Origin of the sequence: Streptomyces lancefieldiae (genome assembly GCF_031845825.1) — a bacterium.
GTDB lineage: Bacteria > Actinomycetota > Actinomycetes > Streptomycetales > Streptomycetaceae > Streptomyces > Streptomyces lancefieldiae.
Genome location: NZ_JAVRFH010000032.1, coordinates 66,549 through 89,867, shown reverse-complemented (window position 1 = coordinate 89,867; position 23,319 = coordinate 66,549). Strand labels below are relative to the sequence as shown.

General features: G+C 73.7%; 23 protein-coding genes. 10 read left to right on the top strand and 13 right to left on the bottom strand.

Annotation, left to right across the window (positions count from 1 at the left end; translation table 11 throughout):
• Nucleotides 1-180: 180 nt before the first annotated feature.
• The 4 genes from RM812_RS27005 to RM812_RS26990 all read right to left on the bottom strand — a co-directional run bounded on the left by RM812_RS27005 (nucleotide 181) and on the right by RM812_RS26990 (nucleotide 5,106).
• Entirely contained in the window at nucleotides 181-1,101 is a 921-nt protein-coding gene (locus RM812_RS27005; RefSeq protein ID WP_394816522.1) for an aminoglycoside phosphotransferase family protein, read from the bottom strand.
• Nucleotides 1,102-1,322: 221 nt separating this feature from the next.
• A complete protein-coding gene (locus RM812_RS27000) occupies nucleotides 1,323-2,825 on the bottom strand; it encodes an MFS transporter (protein WP_311577271.1) in 1,503 nt (500 codons plus the stop codon).
• A gap of 64 nt (nucleotides 2,826-2,889) precedes the next feature.
• The gene (locus tag RM812_RS26995; RefSeq protein WP_311577268.1) at nucleotides 2,890-3,870 is read right to left on the bottom strand and encodes a zinc-binding dehydrogenase; all 981 of its coding nucleotides are present in this window, start codon (nucleotides 3,868-3,870) and stop codon (nucleotides 2,890-2,892) included.
• Nucleotides 3,871-3,945: 75 nt separating this feature from the next.
• Nucleotides 3,946-5,106, bottom strand: coding sequence for an NAD(P)-binding protein (locus tag RM812_RS26990; RefSeq protein ID WP_311577265.1), 1,161 nt, complete (start codon nucleotides 5,104-5,106; stop codon nucleotides 3,946-3,948).
• Between the two features lie 163 nt (nucleotides 5,107-5,269).
• Here RM812_RS26990 and RM812_RS26985 point away from each other — a divergent pair, with 163 nt between their 5' ends.
• The gene (locus RM812_RS26985) at nucleotides 5,270-5,959 is read left to right on the top strand and encodes a pentapeptide repeat-containing protein (RefSeq protein WP_311577262.1); all 690 of its coding nucleotides are present in this window, start codon (nucleotides 5,270-5,272) and stop codon (nucleotides 5,957-5,959) included.
• Between the two features lie 174 nt (nucleotides 5,960-6,133).
• On the opposite strand, the gene RM812_RS26980 is transcribed toward RM812_RS26985, so the two are convergent.
• Nucleotides 6,134-6,634, bottom strand: a complete 501-nt coding sequence (locus RM812_RS26980) for a hypothetical protein (protein WP_311577258.1) — start codon at nucleotides 6,632-6,634, stop codon at nucleotides 6,134-6,136.
• Between the two features lie 63 nt (nucleotides 6,635-6,697).
• Between RM812_RS26980 and RM812_RS26975 the strand changes: the two genes are divergently transcribed.
• Nucleotides 6,698-7,678: an NUDIX hydrolase gene (locus RM812_RS26975; protein WP_311577255.1), complete on the top strand. Its 981-nt coding sequence runs from the start codon at nucleotides 6,698-6,700 to the stop codon at nucleotides 7,676-7,678.
• A 21-nt stretch (nucleotides 7,679-7,699) separates the two neighbouring features.
• Here RM812_RS26975 and RM812_RS26970 read toward each other — a convergent pair whose 3' ends face one another.
• On the bottom strand, nucleotides 7,700-9,082 hold the full coding sequence (locus tag RM812_RS26970) for a M1 family metallopeptidase (RefSeq protein WP_394816523.1): 1,383 nt from the start codon (nucleotides 9,080-9,082) through the stop codon (nucleotides 7,700-7,702).
• 105 nt (nucleotides 9,083-9,187) lie between these two features.
• The gene (locus tag RM812_RS26965) at nucleotides 9,188-9,745 is read right to left on the bottom strand and encodes a GlcG/HbpS family heme-binding protein (RefSeq protein WP_311577249.1); all 558 of its coding nucleotides are present in this window, start codon (nucleotides 9,743-9,745) and stop codon (nucleotides 9,188-9,190) included.
• A 266-nt stretch (nucleotides 9,746-10,011) separates the two neighbouring features.
• On the opposite strand from RM812_RS26965, the gene RM812_RS26960 reads away from it, so the two are divergent.
• Both RM812_RS26960 and RM812_RS26955 read left to right on the top strand, forming a co-directional pair.
• Nucleotides 10,012-11,238 carry a sensor histidine kinase gene (locus RM812_RS26960; RefSeq protein WP_311577247.1) on the top strand — a complete coding sequence of 409 codons (1,227 nt, stop codon included), beginning with the start codon at nucleotides 10,012-10,014 and terminating at the stop codon, nucleotides 11,236-11,238.
• Nucleotides 11,239-11,269: 31 nt separating this feature from the next.
• Nucleotides 11,270-11,986 carry a response regulator transcription factor gene (locus RM812_RS26955; protein WP_311577244.1) on the top strand — a complete coding sequence of 239 codons (717 nt, stop codon included), beginning with the start codon at nucleotides 11,270-11,272 and terminating at the stop codon, nucleotides 11,984-11,986.
• Nucleotides 11,987-12,048: 62 nt separating this feature from the next.
• Here RM812_RS26955 and RM812_RS26950 read toward each other — a convergent pair whose 3' ends face one another.
• Nucleotides 12,049-12,624, bottom strand: a complete 576-nt coding sequence (locus tag RM812_RS26950) for a TerD family protein (protein ID WP_311577241.1) — start codon at nucleotides 12,622-12,624, stop codon at nucleotides 12,049-12,051.
• A gap of 158 nt (nucleotides 12,625-12,782) precedes the next feature.
• Between RM812_RS26950 and arfB the strand changes: the two genes are divergently transcribed.
• A complete protein-coding gene (gene arfB / locus RM812_RS26945; RefSeq protein ID WP_311577238.1) occupies nucleotides 12,783-13,220 on the top strand; it encodes an alternative ribosome rescue aminoacyl-tRNA hydrolase ArfB in 438 nt (145 codons plus the stop codon).
• 90 nt (nucleotides 13,221-13,310) lie between these two features.
• Here the strand turns inward: arfB and RM812_RS26940 are convergent, their stop codons facing one another.
• Together RM812_RS26940 and RM812_RS26935 are read right to left on the bottom strand one after the other, a co-directional pair.
• Nucleotides 13,311-13,781 carry a GNAT family N-acetyltransferase gene (locus tag RM812_RS26940; protein ID WP_311577235.1) on the bottom strand — a complete coding sequence of 157 codons (471 nt, stop codon included), beginning with the start codon at nucleotides 13,779-13,781 and terminating at the stop codon, nucleotides 13,311-13,313.
• 48 nt (nucleotides 13,782-13,829) lie between these two features.
• Nucleotides 13,830-14,321, bottom strand: coding sequence for a flavin reductase family protein (locus RM812_RS26935; protein WP_311577293.1), 492 nt, complete (start codon nucleotides 14,319-14,321; stop codon nucleotides 13,830-13,832).
• Nucleotides 14,322-14,763: 442 nt separating this feature from the next.
• Between RM812_RS26935 and cdgB the strand changes: the two genes are divergently transcribed.
• Entirely contained in the window at nucleotides 14,764-16,428 is a 1,665-nt protein-coding gene (gene cdgB / locus RM812_RS26930; protein WP_311577233.1) for a diguanylate cyclase CdgB, read from the top strand.
• A 119-nt stretch (nucleotides 16,429-16,547) separates the two neighbouring features.
• Nucleotides 16,548-17,510: a carbohydrate-binding protein gene (locus RM812_RS26925; RefSeq protein ID WP_311577230.1), complete on the top strand. Its 963-nt coding sequence runs from the start codon at nucleotides 16,548-16,550 to the stop codon at nucleotides 17,508-17,510.
• 43 nt (nucleotides 17,511-17,553) lie between these two features.
• On the opposite strand, the gene RM812_RS26920 is transcribed toward RM812_RS26925, so the two are convergent.
• The 3 genes from RM812_RS26920 to RM812_RS26910 form a co-directional block, all read right to left on the bottom strand.
• Entirely contained in the window at nucleotides 17,554-18,486 is a 933-nt protein-coding gene (locus RM812_RS26920) for a 1-phosphofructokinase family hexose kinase (RefSeq protein ID WP_311577227.1), read from the bottom strand.
• A 174-nt stretch (nucleotides 18,487-18,660) separates the two neighbouring features.
• Entirely contained in the window at nucleotides 18,661-19,806 is a 1,146-nt protein-coding gene (nagA, locus tag RM812_RS26915) for an N-acetylglucosamine-6-phosphate deacetylase (RefSeq protein ID WP_311577225.1), read from the bottom strand.
• Nucleotides 19,806-20,723: an ROK family protein gene (locus RM812_RS26910; RefSeq protein ID WP_311577290.1), complete on the bottom strand. Its 918-nt coding sequence runs from the start codon at nucleotides 20,721-20,723 to the stop codon at nucleotides 19,806-19,808. Before RM812_RS26910 ends, nagA begins: the two co-directional genes overlap by 1 nt.
• 153 nt (nucleotides 20,724-20,876) lie before the next feature.
• Between RM812_RS26910 and RM812_RS26905 the strand changes: the two genes are divergently transcribed.
• The 3 genes from RM812_RS26905 to otsB are packed head-to-tail and all read left to right on the top strand — an operon-like array spanning nucleotide 20,877 to nucleotide 23,319.
• Nucleotides 20,877-22,142: an ABC transporter substrate-binding protein gene (locus tag RM812_RS26905; RefSeq protein ID WP_449657848.1), complete on the top strand. Its 1,266-nt coding sequence runs from the start codon at nucleotides 20,877-20,879 to the stop codon at nucleotides 22,140-22,142.
• 47 nt (nucleotides 22,143-22,189) lie between these two features.
• Complete coding sequence (locus RM812_RS26900; protein WP_311577219.1) at nucleotides 22,190-22,414, top strand: DUF3263 domain-containing protein; 225 nt, start codon at nucleotides 22,190-22,192, stop codon at nucleotides 22,412-22,414.
• A 35-nt stretch (nucleotides 22,415-22,449) separates the two neighbouring features.
• Entirely contained in the window at nucleotides 22,450-23,319 is an 870-nt protein-coding gene (gene otsB, locus RM812_RS26895; RefSeq protein ID WP_311577216.1) for a trehalose-phosphatase, read from the top strand.

The window sequence follows — 23,319 nt, the reverse complement described above, 5'->3', positions numbered from 1 at the left end:
GTCCCACGCCGGGCGCCCGTGGGTGTCGCCCGCGGGCGCCTTCCTCGCGCGCGCGTCAGCGTGGGGGCGCGGAAACGAGCGGCCGCACGGGGTACCCGACCGGGCCCGGGGAGGTCGCCGCATCGTCGTCGGACGCCCTTCCGCCGGTCGACCGCGGCACGTCCGCGGGCAGGTGACGGTTCACGGCGTTCGCAGCAGCCGCCCGATCCCCAGTTGTTCCTCCTCCAGCGGGTCGCCGTCCTCCACGTTCCACAGGCAGTTCTGCAGGACGCGGCCGAGGGACCAGGCGCGGGCCCGCTCCCGGTCCAGCCCGAGGACGTCGGTCATGGCGTCGAAACGCCACTGGGTCTCGCCCGGGTCGTAGCGGTTGTCGAGGGCGGGCATCAGGTCGAAGCCGGGGTCGCCGCCCAGCGGTTTGGGGTCGATGGCGATCCAGGGGGCGCGGTCCGCGGCGAGGACGTTCTCGTAGTGCAGGTCCCAGTGCAGCAGCCGGTCGCCGGGCTCGTCCACGACCTCGCGCACGGCGGCGGCGCAGTCGGCGACCAGGCGGCGGTCCGCCGGGTCCGGGATGCGCTCCAGGACCCACGGCGTCCGCTCCAGCATGCCCCGCGCGATGTCGCCGAGCCGGCGCAGACCGGGCGGGGCGGGGGTCGAGGTGAGGTGGGCGAGCAGCCGGGCGATGACGAGGACGGCCTCGCGGGAGTCCTCGACGTGGCTGAGCATGCGGGTCGGATCGAGGCGCTCCAGGAGCATGGTGCCGGTGGCCGCGTCGTGGTCGAGCAGCCGTACCGCCCCGTCGCCGTCCCACAGCCGCAGGGCGACGGGCTCGCCCTCGGACTCCTCGTCGAGGATCTGGAGCTTGAGCACGGCCGGGGTGTCGTCCCGGGCCCGTACGACGGGCAGTACCAGGGCCGCCCAGCCGTGCATCGACGGCCCGTCCGGGCGCAGCCCCCAGCGGTCCAGGAAGCGGGCCGCCAGGTCGGGCAGCGCGTCGATGAAGGCGCGGCCGGCCTCGCCGTTGTACTTCGCCTGCGTGGCGGCGAGCGCGTCAGGAACGTCGATCACACCGGTGACGCTACCGGCGTGCGGCGACGCGGGCACCCGAATTATCGGGTCCCGGGCGGCCCGGGGGCCCGGGGACCCGGGGCGGACGGAGTGCGGACGGCGGCGAAGACGCGCGGCGGCGCCGGGGCGCCGCACGGAGCACCCGGCGCCGGGCGCCGCTGGCCGTGCGTACGTCCCGTATCCGTCCCGCGCCGCCCGCATCCGTCCTGACGGCGGTCAGAAGCATGCCGCGGGCGGTGCCCTGGGCCCGCTCCCCCTCAGGCCACCGGTTCCGGCACCGGCCGGTCGGCCGGGGGGCCGTGGTCCGGGGCCTTGGCCGTCACCATCAGGCCCGCGACCAGGGCCGCCAGCAGCATGATGCCGGCGGCCAGCCAGATGGCGACCGTGTAGCCGTGGACGATGCCCTCCCGGACGACCGACACCCTCCGGGACGGGTCGGTGAGGTGGGAGGTGATGTAGGAGGCACTGGTGCTGGTGGCCACGGTGTTGAGCAGTGCCGTGCCGACCGAGCCGCCCACCTGCTGCGAGGTGTTGACCGTCGCGGAGGTCACCCCGGAGTCCCGCGGGGCGACCCCGGCGGTGGCCGTGGAGAAGACGGGCATGAACGTCAGGCCCATGCCGAGCCCCATGAGCACCAGCGCGGGCAGGATCTCCGAGACGTAATGCGAGTGCACCGTCATCCGCGTGAGGACCACCATGCCGCCGGAGGCGAGGAGCATGCCGGGGGCCATCAGCATGCGCGGGCCCACGCGGCGCAGCAGGCGGGCCGAGATCTGGGTGGAGCCGATGACGATCGAGGCGGTCAGCGGCAGGAAGGCGAGACCGGTCCGCACGGGGGAGTAGCCGAGGACGACCTGGAGGTAGTACGTCATGAACAGGAACATCCCGAACATGCCGATGACGGCCAGCATCATCGTCAGGAAGCAGCCGGCGCGGTTGCGGTCGCGGATGACGTGCGGCGGCAGCAGCGGCACCGGGGCCCGGGTCTGCCACCACATGAACACCGTCAGGAGGACGACGCCCGCGGCGAACAGCGCCAGTACCAGCGGGTCGGTCCAGCCGCGGGGCTGCGCCTCGCTGAGGCCGTAGACGAGGGCGACGAGACCGCCGCAGCCGAGGAGCACGCCGGGGACGTCGAGGCGGGCGCCGTTGTGGCCGGGGCGGTCGTGCAGCAGGGTGAACGCGCCGATCACGGCGGCGACGGCGACGGGAATGTTGACGTACAGGCACCAGCGCCAGTTCAGGTACTCCGTGAGGACGCCGCCGACGATGAAACCGACCGCGGCGCCGCTGCCGGCCAGCGCGCCGTAGATGCCGAAGGCCTTCCCGCGTTCCCTCGGGTCGGTGAAGGTGGTCGTCAGCAGCGACAGCGCGGACGGCGCGAGGACGGCGGCGAAGACGCCCTGCAGCGCCCGCGCGCCGAACAGCATCGCCGGGGTGGTGGCGGCGCCGCCGAGCGCGGAGGCGGTGGCGAAGCCGATCAGCCCGATGACGAAGGTGCGTTTTCGCCCCACGAGGTCCGCGATCCGGCCGCCGAGCAGCAGCAGGCCGCCGAAGGCGAGGGTGTACGCGGTGATCACCCACTGGCGGTTGGCGTCGGACATGCCCAGGGCGCGCTGCGCCGACGGCAGCGCGATGTTCACGATGGTCGCGTCGAGGACGACCATCAGCTGGGCCAGGGCGATCACCATCAGCCCCCACCAGCGGCGGGGATCGACGTCCGTGGGCGCGGCCGGCTCACCTGTCCGGGTGCCACTCATCTGGCCAGAACACCATGATTCGGTGCGTACCGCATCCGGTTGGGCCGGCCGGCGCCCACCGGGCTCACGGCACGAGGACCACCTTTCCGGTCGTCCCCCGGTTCTCCAACGCCCGGTGTGCGGCTGCCGCGTCGGCGAGCGGGAAGCGGTGCACGGCCGGGGTGAGCCGGCCCTCGGCGGCCTCGGTGAGGGCGCGCAGTTCGAGGGTGCGCAGGGGGTTGGTGCCGCCGGCCCGCTCCATCATCACCGGGCCGAGCACCTGCTGGGAGACGCCGTCGACGAGGTGGGGGGAACCGTCGTGCATCCCCTCGCCCGACCAGCCGAAGACCAGGTGCCTGCCGCCGGGCCCCAGCAGGGCGACGGCCTCCCGGGCGACGTCCCCGCCCACGCCGTCGAAGACGGTGGACGCCGTACGGCCGCCCAGGTGGGCGCGGACCTCGGCCGGCCACCGGGGGTCCCGGTAGTCGACGGCCAGGTCGGCGCCGTTCGCAGCGACGCGGGCGGTCTTCTCCGGGCCGCCGGCCAGACCGATGACCGTGGCGCCGGCGTTCTTGGCGTACTGCACCAGCAGGGTGCCGATGCCGCCGGCGGCGGCCGGTACCACGGCCACGGAGCCGGGGCCGAGGTCGGCGAACTGGAGGATCCCCATCGCCGTACGCCCCGTGCCGATCATGGTGACGGCCTCGGCGAAGTCCAGGTTCCCGGGGATCTCGTGCACGCGGGCGAGTTCGGCGACGGCGAGTTCGGCGTAGCCCCCGGGGGCGAAGCCGAGGTGGACGACGACGCGTCTGCCCAGCCAGCTCTCGGGCGTGCCCTCCCCGAGGGAGTCGACGACACCGGCCACCTCGCGGCCCGGGACCGTGGGCAGGACGGGCAGCGCGGGCGACGGGCCCTGGACGCCCTCGCGCAGGGCGGTGTCCAGGAGGTGGACGCCCGCCGCGCGGACGGCGATCCGGACCTGTCCCGGACCCGGCCGCGGGTCCTCGACCTCCTCGAGGACGAGGTTGTCGGCCGGGCCGAAGGCGTGCAGACGGATGGCGCGCATGGGGTCCCCCAGGTGAGGCGGGCTGGGCGGGCCCCACTGCGGTGGGGCCGGCTGGTCGTGCCCCAGTCAACGACCTCAAGCCTGCTTGAGGTCAAGCTCCCTCCGGCCGAGGGCGAGGGACACCGCCGTCAGGGCGCTGTTGAACGAGACCTCCGACAGCAGACCCGGCGCGGCCACCTGGTCACCGGCGAGGTAGACCCCGTCGCCGCGGTCGACGGCGGGCCGGTCGCGCCAGGTGGTGCCGGGCAGGTCGACGGCGCCGGTACGGCCGCCCGCGACCGCCTCGCGCCGCCAGGTGAGGCGCTCGCGCCAGCCGGGGAAGCCGAGGTCGAGCAGTTGCTCGGCACGGGCGGTGCCGTCGGCCTTCGACTCGTGGGGCGCGAGGGGGATCTGCCCCTGGATCAGCTGCTCGCCCGCCGGCGCCAGGGTGCGGTCCTGCGCGGTGAACCGCTCGATCCAGCCCGGCGCGTCCAGGTCGGAGACCGCGAAGGCGTCACCGCGCCGGGTCCGCACCGCGAGGTCGATCAGGGCGGTGCGCCCGCTCGGCCAGGTCAGCGAGGGGTCGTCCAGCAGACGGCGGGCGGCGTCGAGGGAGGTGGCGACGACGACGGGGGTGTCGGTCGGCACGGCGTCGACGCGGGAGAGGGTCTCCACCCGGACCCCGAGGTTCCACGCCAGGGCGGCCATCCGGTCGATCATCCCGGACCAGCCGCCGCGCGGGTAGTGCGCCTCGGGCGGCAGCTTGGTGGCCCGGCGCAGGCGTTCCTGCACGAAGGCGGCGGACAGCGACCCGGGATCGTGGTGGAAGAGGGCGACGGCGCAGTAGTGGGCGGCGGCACGGGCACCCTCCTCGCCCGCGACGCCGGTCGCCCAGGTCAGGAAGTCGGTGTCGACGGGCGCCTGTGCGAAGCCCCGGCGCAGCAACTTGAGCATGGCGAACGGCGGGGTGCGGCGCAGCGTGCCCCGGTGGCGCAGCCGCAGCCGGGCCCCCTCCCGTGGCGGGAGCGGCGCGAGCGGACCGATCAGGTCGCGCTGCTCGAGCCACGCCCAGTGCGGGCCGCCGTTGTAGAGGGCGTGCGGGCCGTTGTTGGTCCGGTAGGGGCCGTCTGCCGTCCGGGCCCGTCCGCCGAGCGTGTGGTGGGCCTCGTGGACGGTCACCTTGGCGCCCGCCTCGGCGGCGGTGATGGCCGCGGTCAGTCCGGCGAAGCCGCCGCCGATGACGGTGATGCGGTGCATGGCTGGGGTCTCCCTCGGGTCGGGGTCGCCTTGCGTGGTGCTTGTCTGCGAGTACGACGGTCCCGGCGCCGCGGAATGTGACATCGCCCCTGCATCGGCCCTGCGAAGGAGGCGTTTGCGCAGGTCGCGGGCGATTGTCGGTGGTGGGGTGCACCATGGGGGCATGGCGAGGAGAGCGGCGGGCGGCGGTACGACGACGGTGCGGGCGGCGCGGCGCCCCGAGCTGAGGCCGCCACCGCTGGAGCCGTACGACGGCGCGGAGCTGGAGCGGGACGGGGACTACGACGGGCTGGAGTTCAGGGAGACGGACCTCACCGGCCAGGACGGCGGGGGCGCCCGCTTCATGGACTGCGCGTTCAGCGACTGCGCGCTGGACGAGGCGTCCCTGACCCGGGCCCGGCTGCTCGACTCGGTCCTCACCGGCGTACGGGGCGTCGGTACGCAACTCGCCGAGGCCACCCTGCGCGACGTCGAGCTGGTCGACGCCCGCCTGGGCGGCGTCCAGTTGCACGGTGCCGCCCTGGAACGGGTCCTGATCCGCGGCGGCAAGATCGACTACCTGAATCTGCGCCGGGCCCGGCTCAAGGACGTCGTCTTCGAGGGGTGCGTCCTGGTCGAGCCGGACTTCGGGGGCGCCAGCCTGGAGCGGGTCGAGTTCGTCGACTGCGCCCTGAAGGGCGCCGACTTCAGCGCGGCGACCCTCAGGGACGTCGACCTGCGCGGCGCCGCCCCGCTGGAACCGGCCCGGGGCGTGGACCGTCTGTCGGGCGCGGTGATCAGCCCGGCCCAGCTGCTGGACCTGGCCCCGCTCCTGGCGGCGGAACTGGGGCTGCGGGTACTGGCCCCCGAGTAGCGGGCGGACCGTCACGCTTGTCCCGGGCGTCGGCAGACCCGCTCGTCCCGGGGCCAGGAGGCGCTGGCTCCGGGCGTCGGCAGACCCGCTCGTCCCGGGGCCAGGAGGCGCTGGCTCCGGGCGTGAGCAGTCGCGCTTGACCTGGGGTGTCAGGAGACCCGTGTGTTCCGGGCGTCAGGAAACCCGTGGGAAGCGGGCCTGGAGGGTCCAGATCGCCGGGTTGTCCGCCAGGCCCTCGTGCATGTCGGTGAGGTCGGCGATCAGGTCGTGCAGGAAGTCACGGGCCTCCCGGCGCAGTTCGGCGTGGGAGAAGGACAGCGGGGGTTCGGCCTCCGGCAGCCACTCCGCCTCGATGTCCACCCAGCCGAAGCGGCGCTCGAAGAGCAGACGGTCGGTGGACTCGGTGAAGTCCAGCTCGGCCCGCTGCGGCCGGGCCGCCCGGGAGCCCGCCGGGTCCCGGTCGACGCCCTCGACGATGTCGCACAGCGCCCACGCGAAGTCGAGCACCGGCACCCATCCCCAGGCTGTGGAAATCTCCCGGTCCGCCTTGGTGTCGGCGAGATACACGTCCCCGCAGAACAGGTCGTGCCGCAGCGCGTGGACGTCCGCGCGCCGGTAGTCGGTCTGCGGGGGGTCGGGGAAACGGGTGGAGAGGGCGTAGCCGATGTCGAGCACGCAGGTGATGGTGTCATGGCATCGGGGCCGCGCGCGCCGCCGCGGTTCGGATAGGTTGCCCCCGTGATCCTCACCCCCCTCCGGCTCACTCCCGACCACGACATCCCCGGCCCCCTCCTCACCGAGCTCACCGCCCTCTACGCCTCCCATCGCGCCTTCCACGCGCTCAGCGGTGACTTCCCGGACCCGGACGACATCCGTCCGGAACAGGTGGCGGCGGCGCTGGCCGACGAGTTGGCACAGTCGGCGGCCGAGGTGCTGCTCGCCCGGGACAAGGGCCGGCTGGTCGGGGTCGCGATCACGCTCGCCCGGCATCCCGACCCGGCCGACCCCGATCCCTGGATCGGGCTGCTGATGGTGGACGCGGGCCTGCGGCGGCGCGGGTACGGCAGACGCCTCGCGTCCCTCGTGGAGGACCGCTTCCGGGCCGCGGGCCGCACCGCCGTACGGCTCGCCGTTCTCGACGGCAACACCGACGGACTCGCCTTCTGGACCGCCCTCGGCTACGCGGCCGTGGACCACCGCCGGGACCTCCGCCTCGACCGCCCCTGCACGGTGCTGCGCAAGCCGCTGGGCGAACCGGCGGACCGGCCGCCGCGCACCCCGCGCCGCGCCGCCCGCGTCGCCGTGCTCGACCCCGTCGGCGCGGTCTTCCTCTTCCGCTACGACAACGTCGAGGTCGGCGTGCACTGGGCGATGCCCGGCGGCGGCCTGGAGGCGGACGAGAACCCCCGCGAGGGCGCCCTGCGCGAACTGCGCGAGGAGACCGGCTGGACCGACCTGGAGCCGGGCCCCCTGCTGTGCACCTGGGAACACGACTTCACCCACCTGAGCGTCGGCCCCGTCCGCCAGCACGAGCACATCTACGTCGCCCGGGGCCCCCGCCGCGAACCCACCGGGCCCCATCTCGCCGCCGCCCACGCCGCGGACGGCATCCTCACCTGGCGCTGGTGGACCCGGCAGGAACTCGCCGAGGCCCCCGAGCCCCTCTGGCCGCCGGACCTGGCCCGGCTGCTCGACGCGTTCGAGGCGCCCGAGGAGTGAGGCACGGGGAGGGGGGCCGTCCTACCCGCTCTTCGGCCGGCCGTCCCCGTACAGCCAGTCCTCCCAGATCTCCGTGAAGTCCTCGTCCGGTGCCGACTTCTCCACGTACGCCGTGAAGTCCTCGGTGTCCGCGTTGCCATGGCGGTGGGCGGCGGCCCAGCCCCGCAGCAGGGCCCAGAAGGCGTCGTCGCCGACCGTCCGGCGGATCTTGTGCAGGACCATCGCCCCGCGCTGGTAGACGGGGCTCTCGGAGATGTGCGCCGCGTCGGGCGGGTCAGCGGGCGGGAACGCCCAGACCGAGTCGCTCTCGTCCTCGTCGGGGTAGTAGGTCCCGTCGTAGAGCGCGTCGAACGTCTCCTGCGCGCTGTCGCCGCCCTCGTCCTCCTCCCACAGCCACTCCGCGTAGGTGGCGAACCCCTCGTTGAGCCACATGTCCCGCCAGGTCTTCGGGCTGACGGAGTTGCCGTACCACTGGTGGGCGAGTTCGTGGACGAGGAGGACGGTGTCCGGGGCGCCGGGGAAGTAGGGCCGGTTCTGGGTCTCCAGGGCGTAGCCGGCGTCCTCGACGCGGTCGACGATCGCACCGGTGGAGGAGAAGGGGTACGGGCCGAAGTTCTCCTGGGCCCACTCCATGATCTCGGGGATCCGCCCGAGGACCTTCCGGCTCGCGTCGGCCTGCTCCGGGTCGACGGCCGTGTACACCGGCAGCCCGTCGCCGGTGGTGGAGCGGCCGGTCTTCCACTCGCCGACGGCGACCATGGCGACGTGGCTCGACATCGGCTCGGCGACGTGCCAGGTGAACGTCGTACGGCCACCCCGGGTGGCCTCGCTCGTCAACTCGCCGTTGGAGACGACCCCGAAACCCTCCGGCACGGTCACCGCGAGGTCGTAGGTCGCCTTGTCCGAGGGGTGGTGGCTGCCGGGGAACCAGGCCATCGAGCCCGTCGGCTCCCCGAGCCCGACCGCGCCGTCCTCGGTGGGCAGCCAGCCCTCCTCGGACCCGTCGGGGTCGGTCACCGTCACCGGGTCGCCGGAGTAGCGCACGGCCACACGGAACGTCTCCCCGTCGTCGAGCTCGTCGGACGGTCGGACGGTCACTTCCTGACCCGCCTGGTTGAAGCGGGCGCCCCGGCCCTCGACGGTGACCTTCTCGACGTCCAGGCCCTTGAGGTCCAGGTTGAAGGCGGACAGGTCCTGGGTGGCGCGGGCGGTGATCGTCGCCGTGCCGGCGAGTCGCTCGGTGTCGGGGTCGTAGGCGAGGGCCAGGTCGTAGTGGCCGATGTCGTAGCCGCCGTTGCCCGCCTTGGGGAAGTACGGGTCCCGCACCCCCGAGGCGCCGGGGGTGCCCCGCACGCCGTCGCCGCTGCACGCCGTGAGGGCGGCGACGGCGACGGCGGTCATCATGACGAGCGGTCGGGGGATGCGCACGCCGTGATCCTATGGGGCGTTTCACGTGAAACACCCGTCGGCAGAGGAGGCCAGGGACCCGAACCGCCGGCCTGGGGCTAGCTAGCCCAGCGCCGCCGCGCCCGCCTGCGCGAACTTCTCGTCCAGGGTGCCGGACGGGGCGCCCGCGACACCGATACCGGCGATCGGCGTCTTGTCGGCGGTGACCGGGACACCGCCGCCCAGGAACAGCGTGCCCGGGATGTCCTTCAGGTTCGGGGCGCTCTCGAGGCGACCCTCCAGCTCGGTGGTCGGGGCGTTCCAGGAGACCGCGGTGAACGCCTTCCTCACCGCCGACTCGTACGACTGCGGGCCGGCACCGTCGCCGCGCATGGTGAGGATCGTGTTGCCGTTGCGGTCGACGACGGCCACCGTGATCCGCTGGCCGTCCTTCTTCGCGGCCTTCAGCGCGGCCTGGGCCGCCTCGGTCGCGGCGTCGATCGTCAGGTGCCGGGTGGTGGTGGTGTCACCACGGCCCGCGGACGCCGCGGAGGCCGCGGCCGGGGCGGCCTCCGGGGCCGCGGCGTTCGCCGCCACCGTGCCGAAGGTGCCGGCGGCGACGGCGGCGAGGACGGCGCCGCCGGTGGCGATGCGGGCGCGCCGGGAAAGGGTCTTCTTCATGGTGCATCTGCTCCTCGGGATCGGGCCGGACGGTCCGCGTCGAGGTCCCTCGGGGCCGCTTCCGTCCGTCTGCTCCCCACTCTCCGTCCGGCTCCCGGGGCACACGGTCGCCGTTCCGGCTGCTCGTCGGCGACGGAACGGATGACGGCCGGGTCGTCCGATCGGCTGACCCGCGGGCCGTCCCAAGGGGCCACCATGGGGGGAAAGCCGAGGGAAAGCGCAGCTCAGCGCGGAAGGACACAACGGTGACAAGGAGGCGCGCGCGGATGCCGAAGCCGTACGACCCGGACTCCCGGTGGCTCGGCGCCGTCATGCACGCGGCGTTCTTCCTGCTGCTCGGCGGTGCCCTGGCCCGCTTCCTGCTGCGCCACCCGGGCGAGCCCCGGACGCCGTGGATCATCGCCCTGTCCCTCACGCTCGCGGTACTGCACGTGCTCGGGCCCGTGCTGAGCGGCCCGGGGACGCGGCCCACCCGGCGGCGCCTGGCCTGGCTGGGTCTGGTCGTCGTGGTGTGGATGGTGCTGGTCGTCCTCGCGCCCAGCTTCGCCTGGTGCGCGGTACCCCTCTTCTACACCGGCCTGCGCACCCTGCCGGCCCGGGCGGCGCTCGTGCTGGTCACCGTCCTGACGGTGTTCGTCGTCGCCGCGCAGGTCCGGCTCGCCGGGCGCTTCGACCCGAACCTGCTGCTGGCCCCGCCCGCCGTCGCCGCCATCGCGGCGGCCGTGTTCCTGCACACCGAACGGCAGGCGGCCCGCCAGCGCGCCCTCATCGACGACCTGATCCGCACCCGCCGCGAACTCGCCGCCTCCGAGCGCCGCGAGGGCACCCTCGCCGAACGCCAGCGGCTGTCCATGGAGATCCACGACACCCTCGCCCAGGGCCTGTCCAGCCAGCGGATGCTGCTCCAGGCGGCCGAGCGGGTCTGGGACCTCGACCCGGGCAAGGCCCGCACCCACGTCCGGGGCGCCGCGTCCGTCGCCGAGCACAACCTCGCCGAGGCCCGCCGCTTCGTCCACGACCTCGCCCCGGCCGACCTCGCGGGCGGCGGCGGTCTGGAGGCGGCGCTGCGCGCCCTGGCCGCGCGGGAGTCCGGCGACGACCTCACCGTGCGCGTCCACGTCGACGGCGGTGCCCGCGTCCCGCCGCTGCCCGACCGCGTCCAGTCGGCGCTGCTGCGCATCGCCCAGGGCGCCCTGGCCAACGTCCGGGAACACGCGGGGGCGTCCACCGCCGCGCTCACCCTGACCCTCCTCGACGACCAGGTCGTCCTGGACGTCACCGACGACGGGCACGGCTTCGCCCCGGCCGCCCTCCCCGACGCCCCCGCCGGGACGCGCGGCCACGGCCTGCCCGCCATGCGCGCCCGGCTGCGCCAGCTCGGCGGCACCCTCACCGTCGAGTCCGCCCCCGGCGAGGGCACCGTCCTGTCCGCCGCGGTCCCCTTGGCCGCACCCCCGGCCGATCCGGCCGACCCGTCGGAGACGACCCGATGACCCACCCGGCCGATTCCCCGGAGGCACCCCGATGACCGACCCGACCGACCCGACCGACCCGACCGACCCGGTCGGCTCCCGCCCGGCCCCCGTGCGCATCCTGGTCTGCGACGACCACGTCGTCGTACGGGCCGGGCTGCTCGCCCTGCTCGACAGCGCCCCCGGCATCGAGGTGGTCGGCGAGGCGGGCACCGGCGAGGAGGCGCTCGCGCTCGCCGCGCGGCTGGCGCCGGACGTGGTGCTGATGGACCTCCAGCTCGGCGAGGGCATCGACGGCGTGGAGACCACCCGCCGCCTGACCGCCACCGCCACCGCATCCGCATCCGCATCCGCGGCAGCAGGTCCCGGGAGGGCGCCGCACGTCCTGGTCCTGACCACGTACGACACCGACGCCGACATCACCCGCGCCATCGAGGCCGGCGCGACCGGGTACCTGCTGAAGGCCGAACGCCCCGAGGAACTGTTCGCCGCCATCCACGCCGCCGCCCAGGGCCGCACCGCGCTGTCCGGGCCGGTCGCCAGCCGGGTCATGGCCAACCTGCGCAGCCCGCGCCCCACCCTCACCGACCGCGAGCACGACATCCTGGCCCAGCTCGCCACGGGGCTCGGCAACCGGGAGATCGCCCGCGCCCTGTTCATCAGCGAGGCCACCGTGAAGACCCATCTGCGCCGCATCTACGACAAGCTGGGCGTCGACACCCGCGCGGGCGCGGTCGCGGTGGCCAAGGAGCAACGGCTGCTGCCCTGAACGCCGAAGGCCCCCCGGCGCGACCGGGAGGCCTTCGTACGCGACGAACGGGCGGGTGGACGTCAGACGTTCACGCCGAAGTCCTGGGCGATGCCCACCAGGCCCGAGGCGTAGCCCTGGCCGACGGCGCGGAACTTCCACTCGGCGCCGTTGCGGTAGAGCTCGCCGAAGACCATCGCGGTCTCGGTGGCCGCGTCCTCGGACAGGTCGTAGCGGGCGATCTCGGCGCCGCCGGCCTGGTTGAGGATGCGGATGTAGGCGTTGCGCACCTGGCCGAAGTTCTGCGAACGGTTCTCGGCGTCGTAGATCGAGACCGGGAAGACGATCTTGTCGATGTCGGCCGGGAGGCCGGCCAGGTTGACGTTGATCGCCTCGTCGTCGCCGGCGCCCTCGCCGGTGCGGTTGTCACCGGTGTGGACGATCGTGTTGTCCGGCGTCTGCTTGTTGTTGAAGAAGACGAAGTGGGCGTCGGAGTAAACCTTGCCCTGCGTGTTGACCGCGATCGCGGAGGCGTCGAGGTCGAAGTCGGTGCCGGTGGTGGTACGGACGTCCCAGCCGAGGCCCACGGTGACTTCGGTCAGGCCCGGAGCCTCCTTGGTGAGCGAGACGTTGCCACCCTTGGACAGGCTTACAGCCATTGTTGGGAGTCCCTTCCCTCGTTTACGTACGGCAAGAAAGCTACAGCTACCCCCATGAACGACGAGAGGGGTGCGCAAGGTTCCAGCTCCCTTTACTTTCTTTACCGAGAACGGGACCGAGGATATTCGGGTGACGTGGACCGCACGGGGACGGGAACATGGACGGCATGTCCGGTCCCCATGTCATCCGCGGCTCCGTCTCCCTGCCCGAGGCCGAGCTCGTCTGGCGTTTCTCGCGCTCCTCGGGACCCGGCGGACAGCACGTCAACACCACGGACACGGCGGTGGAGCTCCGCTTCGACCTGGCGAGGACCGAAGCCCTGCCCGAGGTGTGGAAGCGGCGGGCGCTGGAGCGGCTGGCCTCCCGCCTGACCGACGGGGTCGTCACCGTCCGCGCCTCCGAGCACCGCTCCCAGTGGCGCAACCGCGAGGCCGCCGCCGTACGTCTCGCCGCCCTGCTCGCCGAGGCCACCGCGCCCCCGCCCAGGCCCCGCAGGCCGACCCGCATCCCGCGCGGCATCAACGAACGCCGGCTGCGGGAGAAGAAGCAGCGCTCGGAGACCAAGCGGGGGCGCTCCGCGCGGGAGTGGGACTGACCGACCAGCGGTCCCGGGGCGTCCGACGAGTGTCCCCGCAGGTCCGTGGCGGCTGGGCGCGCGGTTCCCCGCGCCCCTCGTGCGGCGCGTTCAGTCCAGCGCCAGCACGCCCACCGTCTCGCCCTCGCTCGTCTCCCCGTTGGGCCGGAAGCCCAGGCCCAGGTAGAAGCCCTCGGGGCCGTTCGGGCCCGGATGCCACGTCACGTAGCACTCCTTGCCGCCGCGGCGGCGGACCTCCCGGGCCATCGACTCCACGGCGAAGCGGCCGTAGCCCTTGCCCTGCTCCTCGGCCGCGATGTTCAGCCGCCACAGGCCGGAGCGCCGGACGCTGCCGTCCTCGTACCAGTCGATGTCGAAGAAGGCCATGAGGAAGCCGACGGGCCGGTCGCCGTCGACGATCAGGCGGGGCCAGGCGACGTCGGCGTGGACGTAGGCCTCGGCCAGGGACTTCACCACCGGGGCGACGGCGAATTCCTGCTCGGGGCGCACCCGTATACCGGTGGCGGCCTCGAAGTTCGCGGGAGTGATCTCTTCGAGGCGGAGTGCGGGACTGGTCGTCATGCGCGCACCCTAAGCAGGCGGTACGGCGACGGGCGAGCGAATTCCGGCTCACCCCAACTGCCGGTACCGCCCCCGGAAGTACGCCAGCGGCTTGCCGTCCGCGCTCGGCACCCGGGCGGTGAGCACGCGGCCGATCACCAGGGTGTGGTCCCCGGCCGGCACGTGCTGCTCGGTGCGGCACTCCAGGGTGGCCAGGGCCCCGCCCACCAGTGGCGCCCCGGACGCCTCGCCCCGCGTGTAGGGGATGTCCTCGAAGAGGAGCCGGTCGCTGACCCGGCCCTTCATCGCGAAGCGGCCGGCGATGTGACGCTGGCTCTCGGACAGGACGGAGACCGCCCACAGGGGCTGTTCGTCGAGGAGGTCGTCCATGCGGGAGCCCTCGCGCAGGCTGACCAGGACCAGCGGCGGGTCCAGGGAGACCGACACGAACGCCGTGGCCGTCATCCCGACGTCCTCGCCGCGCGGCGCCAGCGGGTCGTCCGGGTCGAGCGGCGGCTCCTGCGCGGTCACCAGGACCACTCCCGAGGCCAGCCGGGACATCGCGGCACGGAACTCGTCGTTGCTCACCCCCTCAGCATGCCCGGCGGCGGGCGACTGCGACGGGAGCGCGGGGGACGCGGGGGACGTGGGAGACGTGGGGGACGCGGTGTTCGGCACCCCGCCACGCTAATCGTCGGCCCGCCGGGGCGGCATCGGACCCCGGACCGAACCGGCACCCGAACCGGGACCTAGGACCACGGGACGAGCCGTGCGCATGCCTACAGGATTTGCTTTCGGTAAACGCACCGGGGAAACACGGAACCACCACTCAATTGTTCATCTTTTGCTGTGACTTGAGTCACAAGGAGCGACAATTGTTGACCCTGTGTACCGAGTGGGCAGCGCGCTGTGATTCAGTGGCGGGGAACCTGCAAGGGCACCATCAGTAAAGGCGCCGAAGAGAACCCTTGATTCGCTGCGAGGTCTCGGGGGGAGGGCGAGCATGGAGACCGAGTCGGAGCCCTACGTCCGTCTTGCGTCCCTGCGGCAGCTGCACCAGGCCATGGCCGACATGAACAAGGCCCGCAGCCTGGCGGACACCCTGCAGGCCGTCGCCGACGGCGTCGTCCAGGCCCTCGGGTACGAACTGGCGTGCGTCAACCTGGTCCGCCCCGACGGCGACCTCGTCGTCGCCGCGTTCTCCGGCAACCAGGCCGCCGAGGCGCTGATCACCGGCCGGGCGGGCTCCCGCGAGTCCTGGGACCGGCGCCTGGGCATGGGCGAGCAGTGGGGCGACCTGATCTTCATACCCCACACCGAGGGCTGGGTCCTCGACGACGACGACGTCCCGCAGTGGTACACCGACGGTCCCGCGCCCCGCTTCGAGGACGAGTGGCACCCCTCGGACCGGCTCTTCGCCCCGATGTACGCGCCCGGCCCGCAGGGCGGCGGCGCCAGCGGCGAGCTGATCGGCGTCCTGTCCGTGGACCGGCCGCGCAACGGCCGCCGCCCCGGCGCCTGGGGCCGCGAGGCTTTGCAGATGTACGCGTTCCAGGCCGCCATCGCGATCAGCAACGCCCGGCTCCGCTCCAACATGCAGCGCGCCCTGGTCCGCCTGGAGCGCGACCAGCAGGCGCTCAGGGCCAGTGAGGAAAGCTTCCGGCAGGCCTTCGAGTACGCCCCCTCCGGCATGGCCATCGCCGAGATGGGCGGCGACCAGCACGGCCGGATCCTGCGCACCAATGACGCGCTGTGCCGTCTGCTCGGCCGCCCGGCCTCCGCGATGCGCCGCTACGCCTTCTCCGACCTCGTCCACCCCGAGGACATCGGCACCCTGCTGCGGACCTCCGCCGAGGGCGGCCGGGCCGAGCTGCGCCTGGGCCGCCGCGACGGCACGTACGTCTGGGTCTCCCTGCGCAACAGCGTCGTCGCCGACGCCGCCGACGGGCCCCGCTTCCTGCTCACCCACGTCGAGGACATAGAGGAGCGCAAGCGCCGCGAGCTCCAGCTCGCCCACCGCGCCTCCCACGACTCCCTCACCGGACTGCCGAACTCCGCCGAGCTGCGCTCCCGCCTGGCCGCCCGGCTGTGCCAGCGCCCGCAGTCCTCCCACGCGGCCGTGGCCGACGCCATGGACGCGGCCTACGGGCACTCCGCCGTGTTCGACTCCGGGGGGCACACCTTCGACTTCGGCGCGGCCACCGAGCCGTACGGCGCCTTCGACCACCATGTGCACGCCGTCGCCCCCGAGGACGGCCCGGACGACGGCACCAAGGGGCTCGCGGTCCTCTTCTGCGACCTGGACGGCTTCAAGTCGATCAACGACCGGTTCGGGCACAACGCCGGTGACGCCGTGCTCATCGAGGTCGCCCGCCGGCTCAGCGGCGGCGTGCGCGACGGCGACACGGTGGCCCGGCTCGGCGGCGACGAGTTCGTGATCCTCGCCAACGGGCTCGGCCGGGCCGACGCCCAGGACCTCGCCGTCCGGCTGCGCAACGAGATCATCCAGCCGATCCGGGCCGAGGGCCGGGCCGTCCGCGTGGGCGCCAGCTTCGGCATCGGGTGGGCCCACTGCGGCATGACGGCGGACGAAGTCCTGAAGTCGGCGGACGAACGGATGTACGTCGAGAAACGATCTCGTCCCAAACAGCACCGCCGTGCGGGCTGAACCGCAGGTCAGCGGGCTGAAGCGGTCCGAGTCACCCGTTCGGGTCAGTCGGAGCGGGTAGGCTCGCCCTCTCACCATCCATACCGCACACGCACCGCACCTGGTTAGGAGACCTAGGGATGACGCCCGGCAACAACGGCGCGAGCACGCCCGAGGACGACGACCCCTTCGGCTACCTGTACGCCGACGGGCAGGCCAACGGGGCCCAGCCGCCGTCCGGTGGCTACGGCTACCCGAACTCCGTCAACCGGGTGCGTCCCGTCGGCACACGGCAGTACGGGGCACCGCAGGGCCAGCCCGCCCCGAACGCCGCCTACGGCCAGGCCGCCCCCCAGCAGCAGGGTGCCTACGGGCAGCCGAACGCGCACTACGCCGCGCCGGAGACGTTCCCCGGCGGCGGTGCTCCCACGGCCCCGCAGCAGTCCGGGCACGGAGGCGGCGGCGGGCGCCGCGGCCCCAACACCAAGGGCCTGCTGATCGGCGCGGTCGCGGTCGTCGCCGCGGTCGTCGTCGGCATCGCCGTGGCCATGACCAGCTCGGACTCGGACGACGACAAGGGCGGCAACGAGGCCGGCGGCACCACCGCCCCCACCCAGTCCGAGAGCGCCGGGCCCAGCCCCTCGGCCAGCGACAAGGCCGAGGAAGAGGCGGAGCTCCCGACGATCGACGCCAAGGCGCTGCGGCTGTCGCCCGGTGTGGCGACGGCCTCGGACATCAAGGGAGCCCGGTCCGACGGCGGCGTCTACGTGGCGAATCTCAACCAGCCCGGCGCCTCGGTCACCTGGACCGTGAACGGCATCCCCGAGGACGGCCTCTACACCCTCTTCGCCGGGTACAGCGCGGCCGGCGAGGACCAGTCGATGACCCTGACGGTCAACGGCAAGGAGTTCGGCAGCAAGCTGAACCTGGGCAACTTCACCGGCGCCGAGGACGGCGACTTCGCCAAGGGCTGGACCAAGACCTACGCCTGGCCCACCCTCAACAAGGGCACCAACACCATCTCGCTCTCCTGCAACGACGGCGACAAGTGCAACGTCCTGCTGGACCAGTTCTCCCTGAAGAAGGGCCAGGTCAAGGAGTAGCGCTCACGGCCGGGCAGCGGTGCTCACGGCCGGCCGGCAGCGCTCACGCCGCGTCGGCCTCCGCCGTCACCGCGACCCCGCGGCCGAGCAGCTCCTCGTACGCCCCCCGGTCGAACTCGCCCGCCACCGGCGCCAGCACCGTCGCCGCGGACAGGGCGACCGCGCGGGCCAGGCGGTCCGGCCAGGGCAGGTGCTCGACCAGGCCGGAGAGCAGGCCCGCGACCGCCGAGTCGCCCGCGCCGGTCGGGTTGCCGTGGACGTGGGCGGCCGGGGCGGCGCGCCAGCGGCCCTCCGGGGTCACCGCGAGCAGCCCCTCGGCGCCCAGCGAGGCCACCACGGAGCGGGCGCCGCGCCGCCGGGCCGCCTGGGTGGCCCGCAGCGGCTCGTGCGAGCCGGTCAGCTCGGCCAGCTCGTCGGCGTTCGGCTTGATGATGTCGGGGCGGGCGGCCACCCCCCGCCGCAGCGGCTCCCCGCTGGTGTCCAGCAGCACCGGCACGCCCGCCGCCCGAGCGGTGCGCACCAGCCCGGCGTACGCGCCCACCGGCACGCCCGGCGGCAGGCTGCCGCACAGGGCCACCGCGGCGGCGCCGGGGAGCAGGCCCTCGTACGCCTCCTGGAAGGCGTTCCACTCGGCGGGTGCGACGGCCGGGCCGGGTTCGTTGAGCTGGGTGGTGTCGCCGGTGCGCTCGTCGACGACGGCGAGGGTGCGCCGGGTCGCCCCCGCGGCCGGGACCAGCGCGTCGGTCACCCCGCGCACGCCGGCGAGCCCCGCGCGCACGACGTCCCCGGTGGCGCCGCCCGCGAAGCCGGTGACCGTCACCTCGTGGCCGAGGGCCGCCAGCACGCGGGCCACGTTCAGCCCCTTGCCGCCGGGGCGCTCGGTGACCTCGGTGACCCGGTGGGAGGCGTGGGGCCGGAGGTGCGGGACGCGGTAGGTGATGTCGACAGCGGTGTTCAGCGTGACCGTGAGGATCACCGGCGCCGACCTCCCCCGATTGCCCGTGTCCGTCTGTGCTCCCGGACGTGACGTGTTCCGAGAGCCCTCCCCGGAGATGATTTCCGGGGACACGATCATGCCAAACAGTCGGCGGTCGGCCCAGCCCCCGGATCGGCCACCGTGGGACGGCCCGGGAGCGGAGTCGGGGACGGATCAGCCCAGTTGGGGATCGACCACCCATTCGCCCCGGCGCATCACGCCCACCAGGTCGAAGCCCTCGTCCAGGATCACCAGGTCGGCGTCCTTGCCGGGTTCCAGCGAGCCGATCCGGTCGGCCATGCCGAGCAGCCGGGCCGGGTTGGCGGAGATCGCGGCGACGACGTCCTCGACGGACAGCCCGTCCACCGTCACCGCCCGCTTGAAGGCGCGGTCCAGGGTCAGCGTGGAGCCGGCGATCGAGCCGCCCTCCACCAGCCGGGCCACGCCGTCGGTGACCTCGACCTCCAGCGGGCCGAGCAGGTAGCGGCCGTCGCCGAAGCCGGCCGCGTCCATCGCGTCGGTGATGAAGGCGACCCGGGCGGCGCCCGCGTGGTGGAAGGCGAGCTGGAGCGCGGCCGGGTGCAGGTGCGTACCGTCGTTGATCAGTTCGACGGTGATCCGCTCGTCCTCCAGCAGCGCCGTGATCGGGCCGGGGGCGCGGTGGCCGACCGGCGGCATCGCGTTGAAGAGGTGCGTGGCGACCGTGGCGCCCGCGTCGATGGCCTGGAGCGTCTGCTCGTACGTCGCGTCGGTGTGCCCGACCGCCGCGATCACGCCGTGCTCGGTGAGCAGCCGTACGGAGTCCAGGCCGCCCGGCAGCTCGGTGGCCAGCGTCATCATCTTCGCGTGCCCGTGCGCGGCGTCGATCAGCTTGCGGACCTCGGCCGGGTCGGGGTCGCGCAGCAGCTGCTCGTCGTGCGCGCCCTTGCGGCACGGGGAGATGAACGGCCCCTCGAAGTGGATGCCGGCGACGTCGCCCTGCTGGGCCAGCTCGGCGAGCATCCCGGCGTGCCGGGCGAGGAAGTCCAGGTCGCCGGTGACGGCGGAGGCGACCACCGTGGTGGTGCCGTGCAGGCGGTGGGTGTGGACGCCCTTGAGGACGTCCTCGGCGGTGCCGCCGGTGAAGGAGGCGCCGCCGCCGCCGTGGTTGTGGAGGTCGACGAAGCCGGGGACCACCCAGTGGCCCGACACGTCGAGGACGTCGGCCCCGGGGGGCGCCGTGTCCGCGATCCGCGTGCCGTCGACGATCACGCGGCCGTCGTCCACGGTCCCGGTGGGCAGTACCACCCGGGCACCGGCGAGAACCTTGCTTGGGGCCATCAGGTGGTTACCTCCGGGGGAGTCGCGGTCGTAGGAGTGGCGCTGAGCAGGTCCCAGGCGAGCAGCCCGGCACCCAGACAGCCGGCGGTGTCCCCCAGCGCGGCGGGGACGAGTTCCGGCAGCTTCTGGAAGGTGACGCGGCGCCGGACGGCGTCCCGCAGCGGTGTGAACAAGGTTTCCCCGGCCTCGGCGAGGCCGCCACCGATGATCAGGACGCGCGGGTCCAGCAGAGTGAGCGCGGTGACCAGCCCGTCGGCGAGCGCGTCCACCGCGTCCTGCCACACGGCGAGGGCCCGGGCGTCACCCGATTCGACGGCCTTGGCGCAGTCGGCGGCGTCCGCGTCCGGGTCGCCGCAGGCCTCGGCCCACGCCTCGCTGACCGCCGACGCGGACGCGAACCGCTCCAGACACCCGCGCTGCCCGCACGGACACGGGGTGCCGCCGGGGCGTACGACGATGTGGCCGATCTCGCCCGCGAAGCCGTGGGCGCCCGACTCCACCCGGCCGTCGATGCCGATGGCGCCCGCGATGCCGGTGCCCAGCGGCACGAAGAGGAACCGGTCGGCGCCCTTGCCGGCCCCGATCCGGCCCTCGGCGAGCCCGCCGGTGCGCACGTCGTGGCCGAGGGCGACCGGGATGCCGCCGAGCCGCTCGCCGAGCAGTGCCCGCAGCGGCACGTCGCGCCAGCCGAGGTTGGCCGCGTACACGGCGGTGCCGTGCTCCTCGTCGATGATGCCGGGGACGGCGACACCGGCGGCGCGGGCGGGCTCGCCGAACCGGTCGGCGCCGTAGGCGCGCAGTTCGGCGGCGAAGTCCAGGATGCCCGCGACGACCGCCTCGGGCCCGCGGTCCCGGCCGGTGGCCCGGCGGGCCTGGTGCAGCAGCTCGCCCCCAGGCCCCGCCAGGGCGGCCTTCATCCCGGTGCCGCCCACATCGAGGGCGATGACATGTCTCACGGGGACAGTGTGGCCCGTTGACCCGGGAGAGGTCTAGTCCACTGCCGTGGTGTAGACCTTAATCCGTTAAACGGACAGTGAACGACGTGTCGTCGGCAGGGTGGGGTAGTTACGGTGCAGCGGCGTAGGACAGGAATGATCGCGGTGGTGTCCGCACTGGGCATGACGGCGGTCCTCGGCGGCTGCGGGCTCACCGGCGACTCCGGCGAGGTGACACTGAAGCTGGTCGCCGCCGACTACGGCGACACCAAGGCCAACAGCTCCCAGCACTACTGGGACGAGCTGGCCAAGGCCTACGAGGCCAAGCACCCCGACGTGCGGGTGGACGTCACCGTCTACTCCTGGAACGACGTCGACCGCAAGGTCCGCGAGATGGTCGACGCCGGCGAGGCGCCCGACATGGCGCAGATCGGCGCCTACTCCGACTACGCGGACGAGGACCTGCTCTACCGGGCCGACGACGTGCTCTCCATCCCGGTCCAGGCCGACTTCGTCTCCCAGCTGGCCGGCGCCGGCCAGGTCAACGGCGTGCAGTACGGGCTGCCCTTCGCGGCCTCCACGCGCGTGCTGTTCTACAACAAGACCCTCTTCGACAAGGCCGGCGTCAAGCCACCCAAGAGCTGGGACGACCTCGCCGAGGCCGCCGAGGCCCTCAAGGACAAGGGAGTGAAGTACCCCTACGCGCTGCCGCTGGGCGCCGAGGAGGCACAGGCCGAGACGATGCAGTGGATGCTCAGCGGCGGGGGCGGCTACACCGACGACGTCGGCACCTACGCCGTCGACTCGCCGCAGAACGTCACCACCTTCACCTGGCTCCGGGACGAACTGGTCGGCAAGGGCCTCACCGGCCCGGTCGCACCCGGCAAGCTCAACCGGGCCGACGCCTTCGCCGCCTTCGCGAACGGCGACGTCGGCATGCTCAACGGGCACCCCTCGCTGATGAAGGCGGCGTCCGACAAGGGCGTGAAGTACGGCATGGTGACGACCCCCGGCATCGACGGCGAGAGCAAGAACACGCTCGGCGTCACCGACTGGATGACGGCCTTCAAGAAGAACGGCCACCAGGACGAGATCGGCGACTTCCTCGACTTCGTCTACAGCGACGAGAACGTCCTCGACTTCTCCCGCCGGTACGACCTGCTGCCGGTGACCACCTCCGCGTCCCAGGTCATGAGCGGGGCGGCGGAGGACAAGGACCTCCAGCCGTTCCTGGACGAACTGCTGCTCTCCGAGCTCTACCCGGTCGGCAAGACCTCCTGGGCCTCGGTCAGCGCGGACGTCAAGAAGCTCATCGGCCAGGCGGTCGCCCCCGGCGCCAGCCCCTCCGCCGTCCTCGGCCAGATCCAGGCGACGGCGATGCGGGCGGGCAGCGCGGAGTAGAACGCGGCGGCGGCCGGGTGTCGGTGCCCGGCGTTACGGTGCCGTACATGGACCTGGGACAGAGGGAGCGCGACATCCTCGCGCTGGAACGCCGTGGCTTTCCCGGCCCCGGCGCCAAGGAGCGCGCGATCCGCGAGGAGCTGGGCCTGGCCCCCGTCCGCTACTACCAGCTCCTCAACGCCCTTCTGGACGACCCCCGCGCCCTGGCCGCCGACCCGGTGACGGTCAACCGGCTGCGCCGGGTCCGGGAGTCGCGCCGCGCGGAACGCTGAGGTTGCGTTCCGCTCCGGCGGGATAGGTTCGCGGTATGGGCAGCCACCAGGACTCCACCCGAGACGACTCGCCGGACCGCCTGCCGACGCCCGCGACCCGGGCCGGACGCGAAGGGCTCGACGCCCTGCTCGCCCGCCCCGGCCGCGCGGTGATCGCGCTCGACTTCGACGGCACGCTCGCGCCGATCGTGCCGGACCCCGACCAGGCCCGCGCCCACCCGGACGCGGTGCCCGCCCTCGCGGCCCTCGCCCCCGAGGTCGCCTCCGTCGCCGTGATCACCGGCCGCCCGGCCGAGGTCGCGGTCCGCCACGGGGGCTTCGCGGACGCCCCCGGCCTGGAACACCTCGTCGTCCTCGGCCACTACGGCGCCGAGCGCTGGGACGCCGCCACCGGCGCCCTCACCACCCCCGAGCCGCACCCCGGCGTCGCCGCCGTCCGCGCCGAGCTGCCGGGACTGCTGGAGCGGTCCGGGGCGGGTACGGGCACGTGGATCGAGGAGAAGGGCCACGCGGTCGCCGTCCACACCCGCCGCGCCCCCGACCCCCAGGCCGCCTTCGAGGCCCTGCGCGCCCCCCTCGCCGACCTGGCCTCCCGCCACGGCCTGATCGTCGAACCGGGCCGCATGGTCCTGGAACTGCGCCCACCCGGCATGGACAAGGGCGCCGCGCTGCGCGAGTACGTCCGGGACACCGGCGCCGCATCCGTCCTCTACGCCGGCGACGACCTCGGCGACCTCCCCGCCTACGCGGCGGTCGACGAACTCCGCGCGCAGGGCACCCCCGGCCTCCTGGTCTGCAGCGGCAGCGACGAGGTGACGGACCTCAGCGAACGAGCCGACCTGGTCGTCGACGGCCCACCGGGCGTGGTGAACCTCCTGCGCGCCTTGACGACCCACATCGCCTGA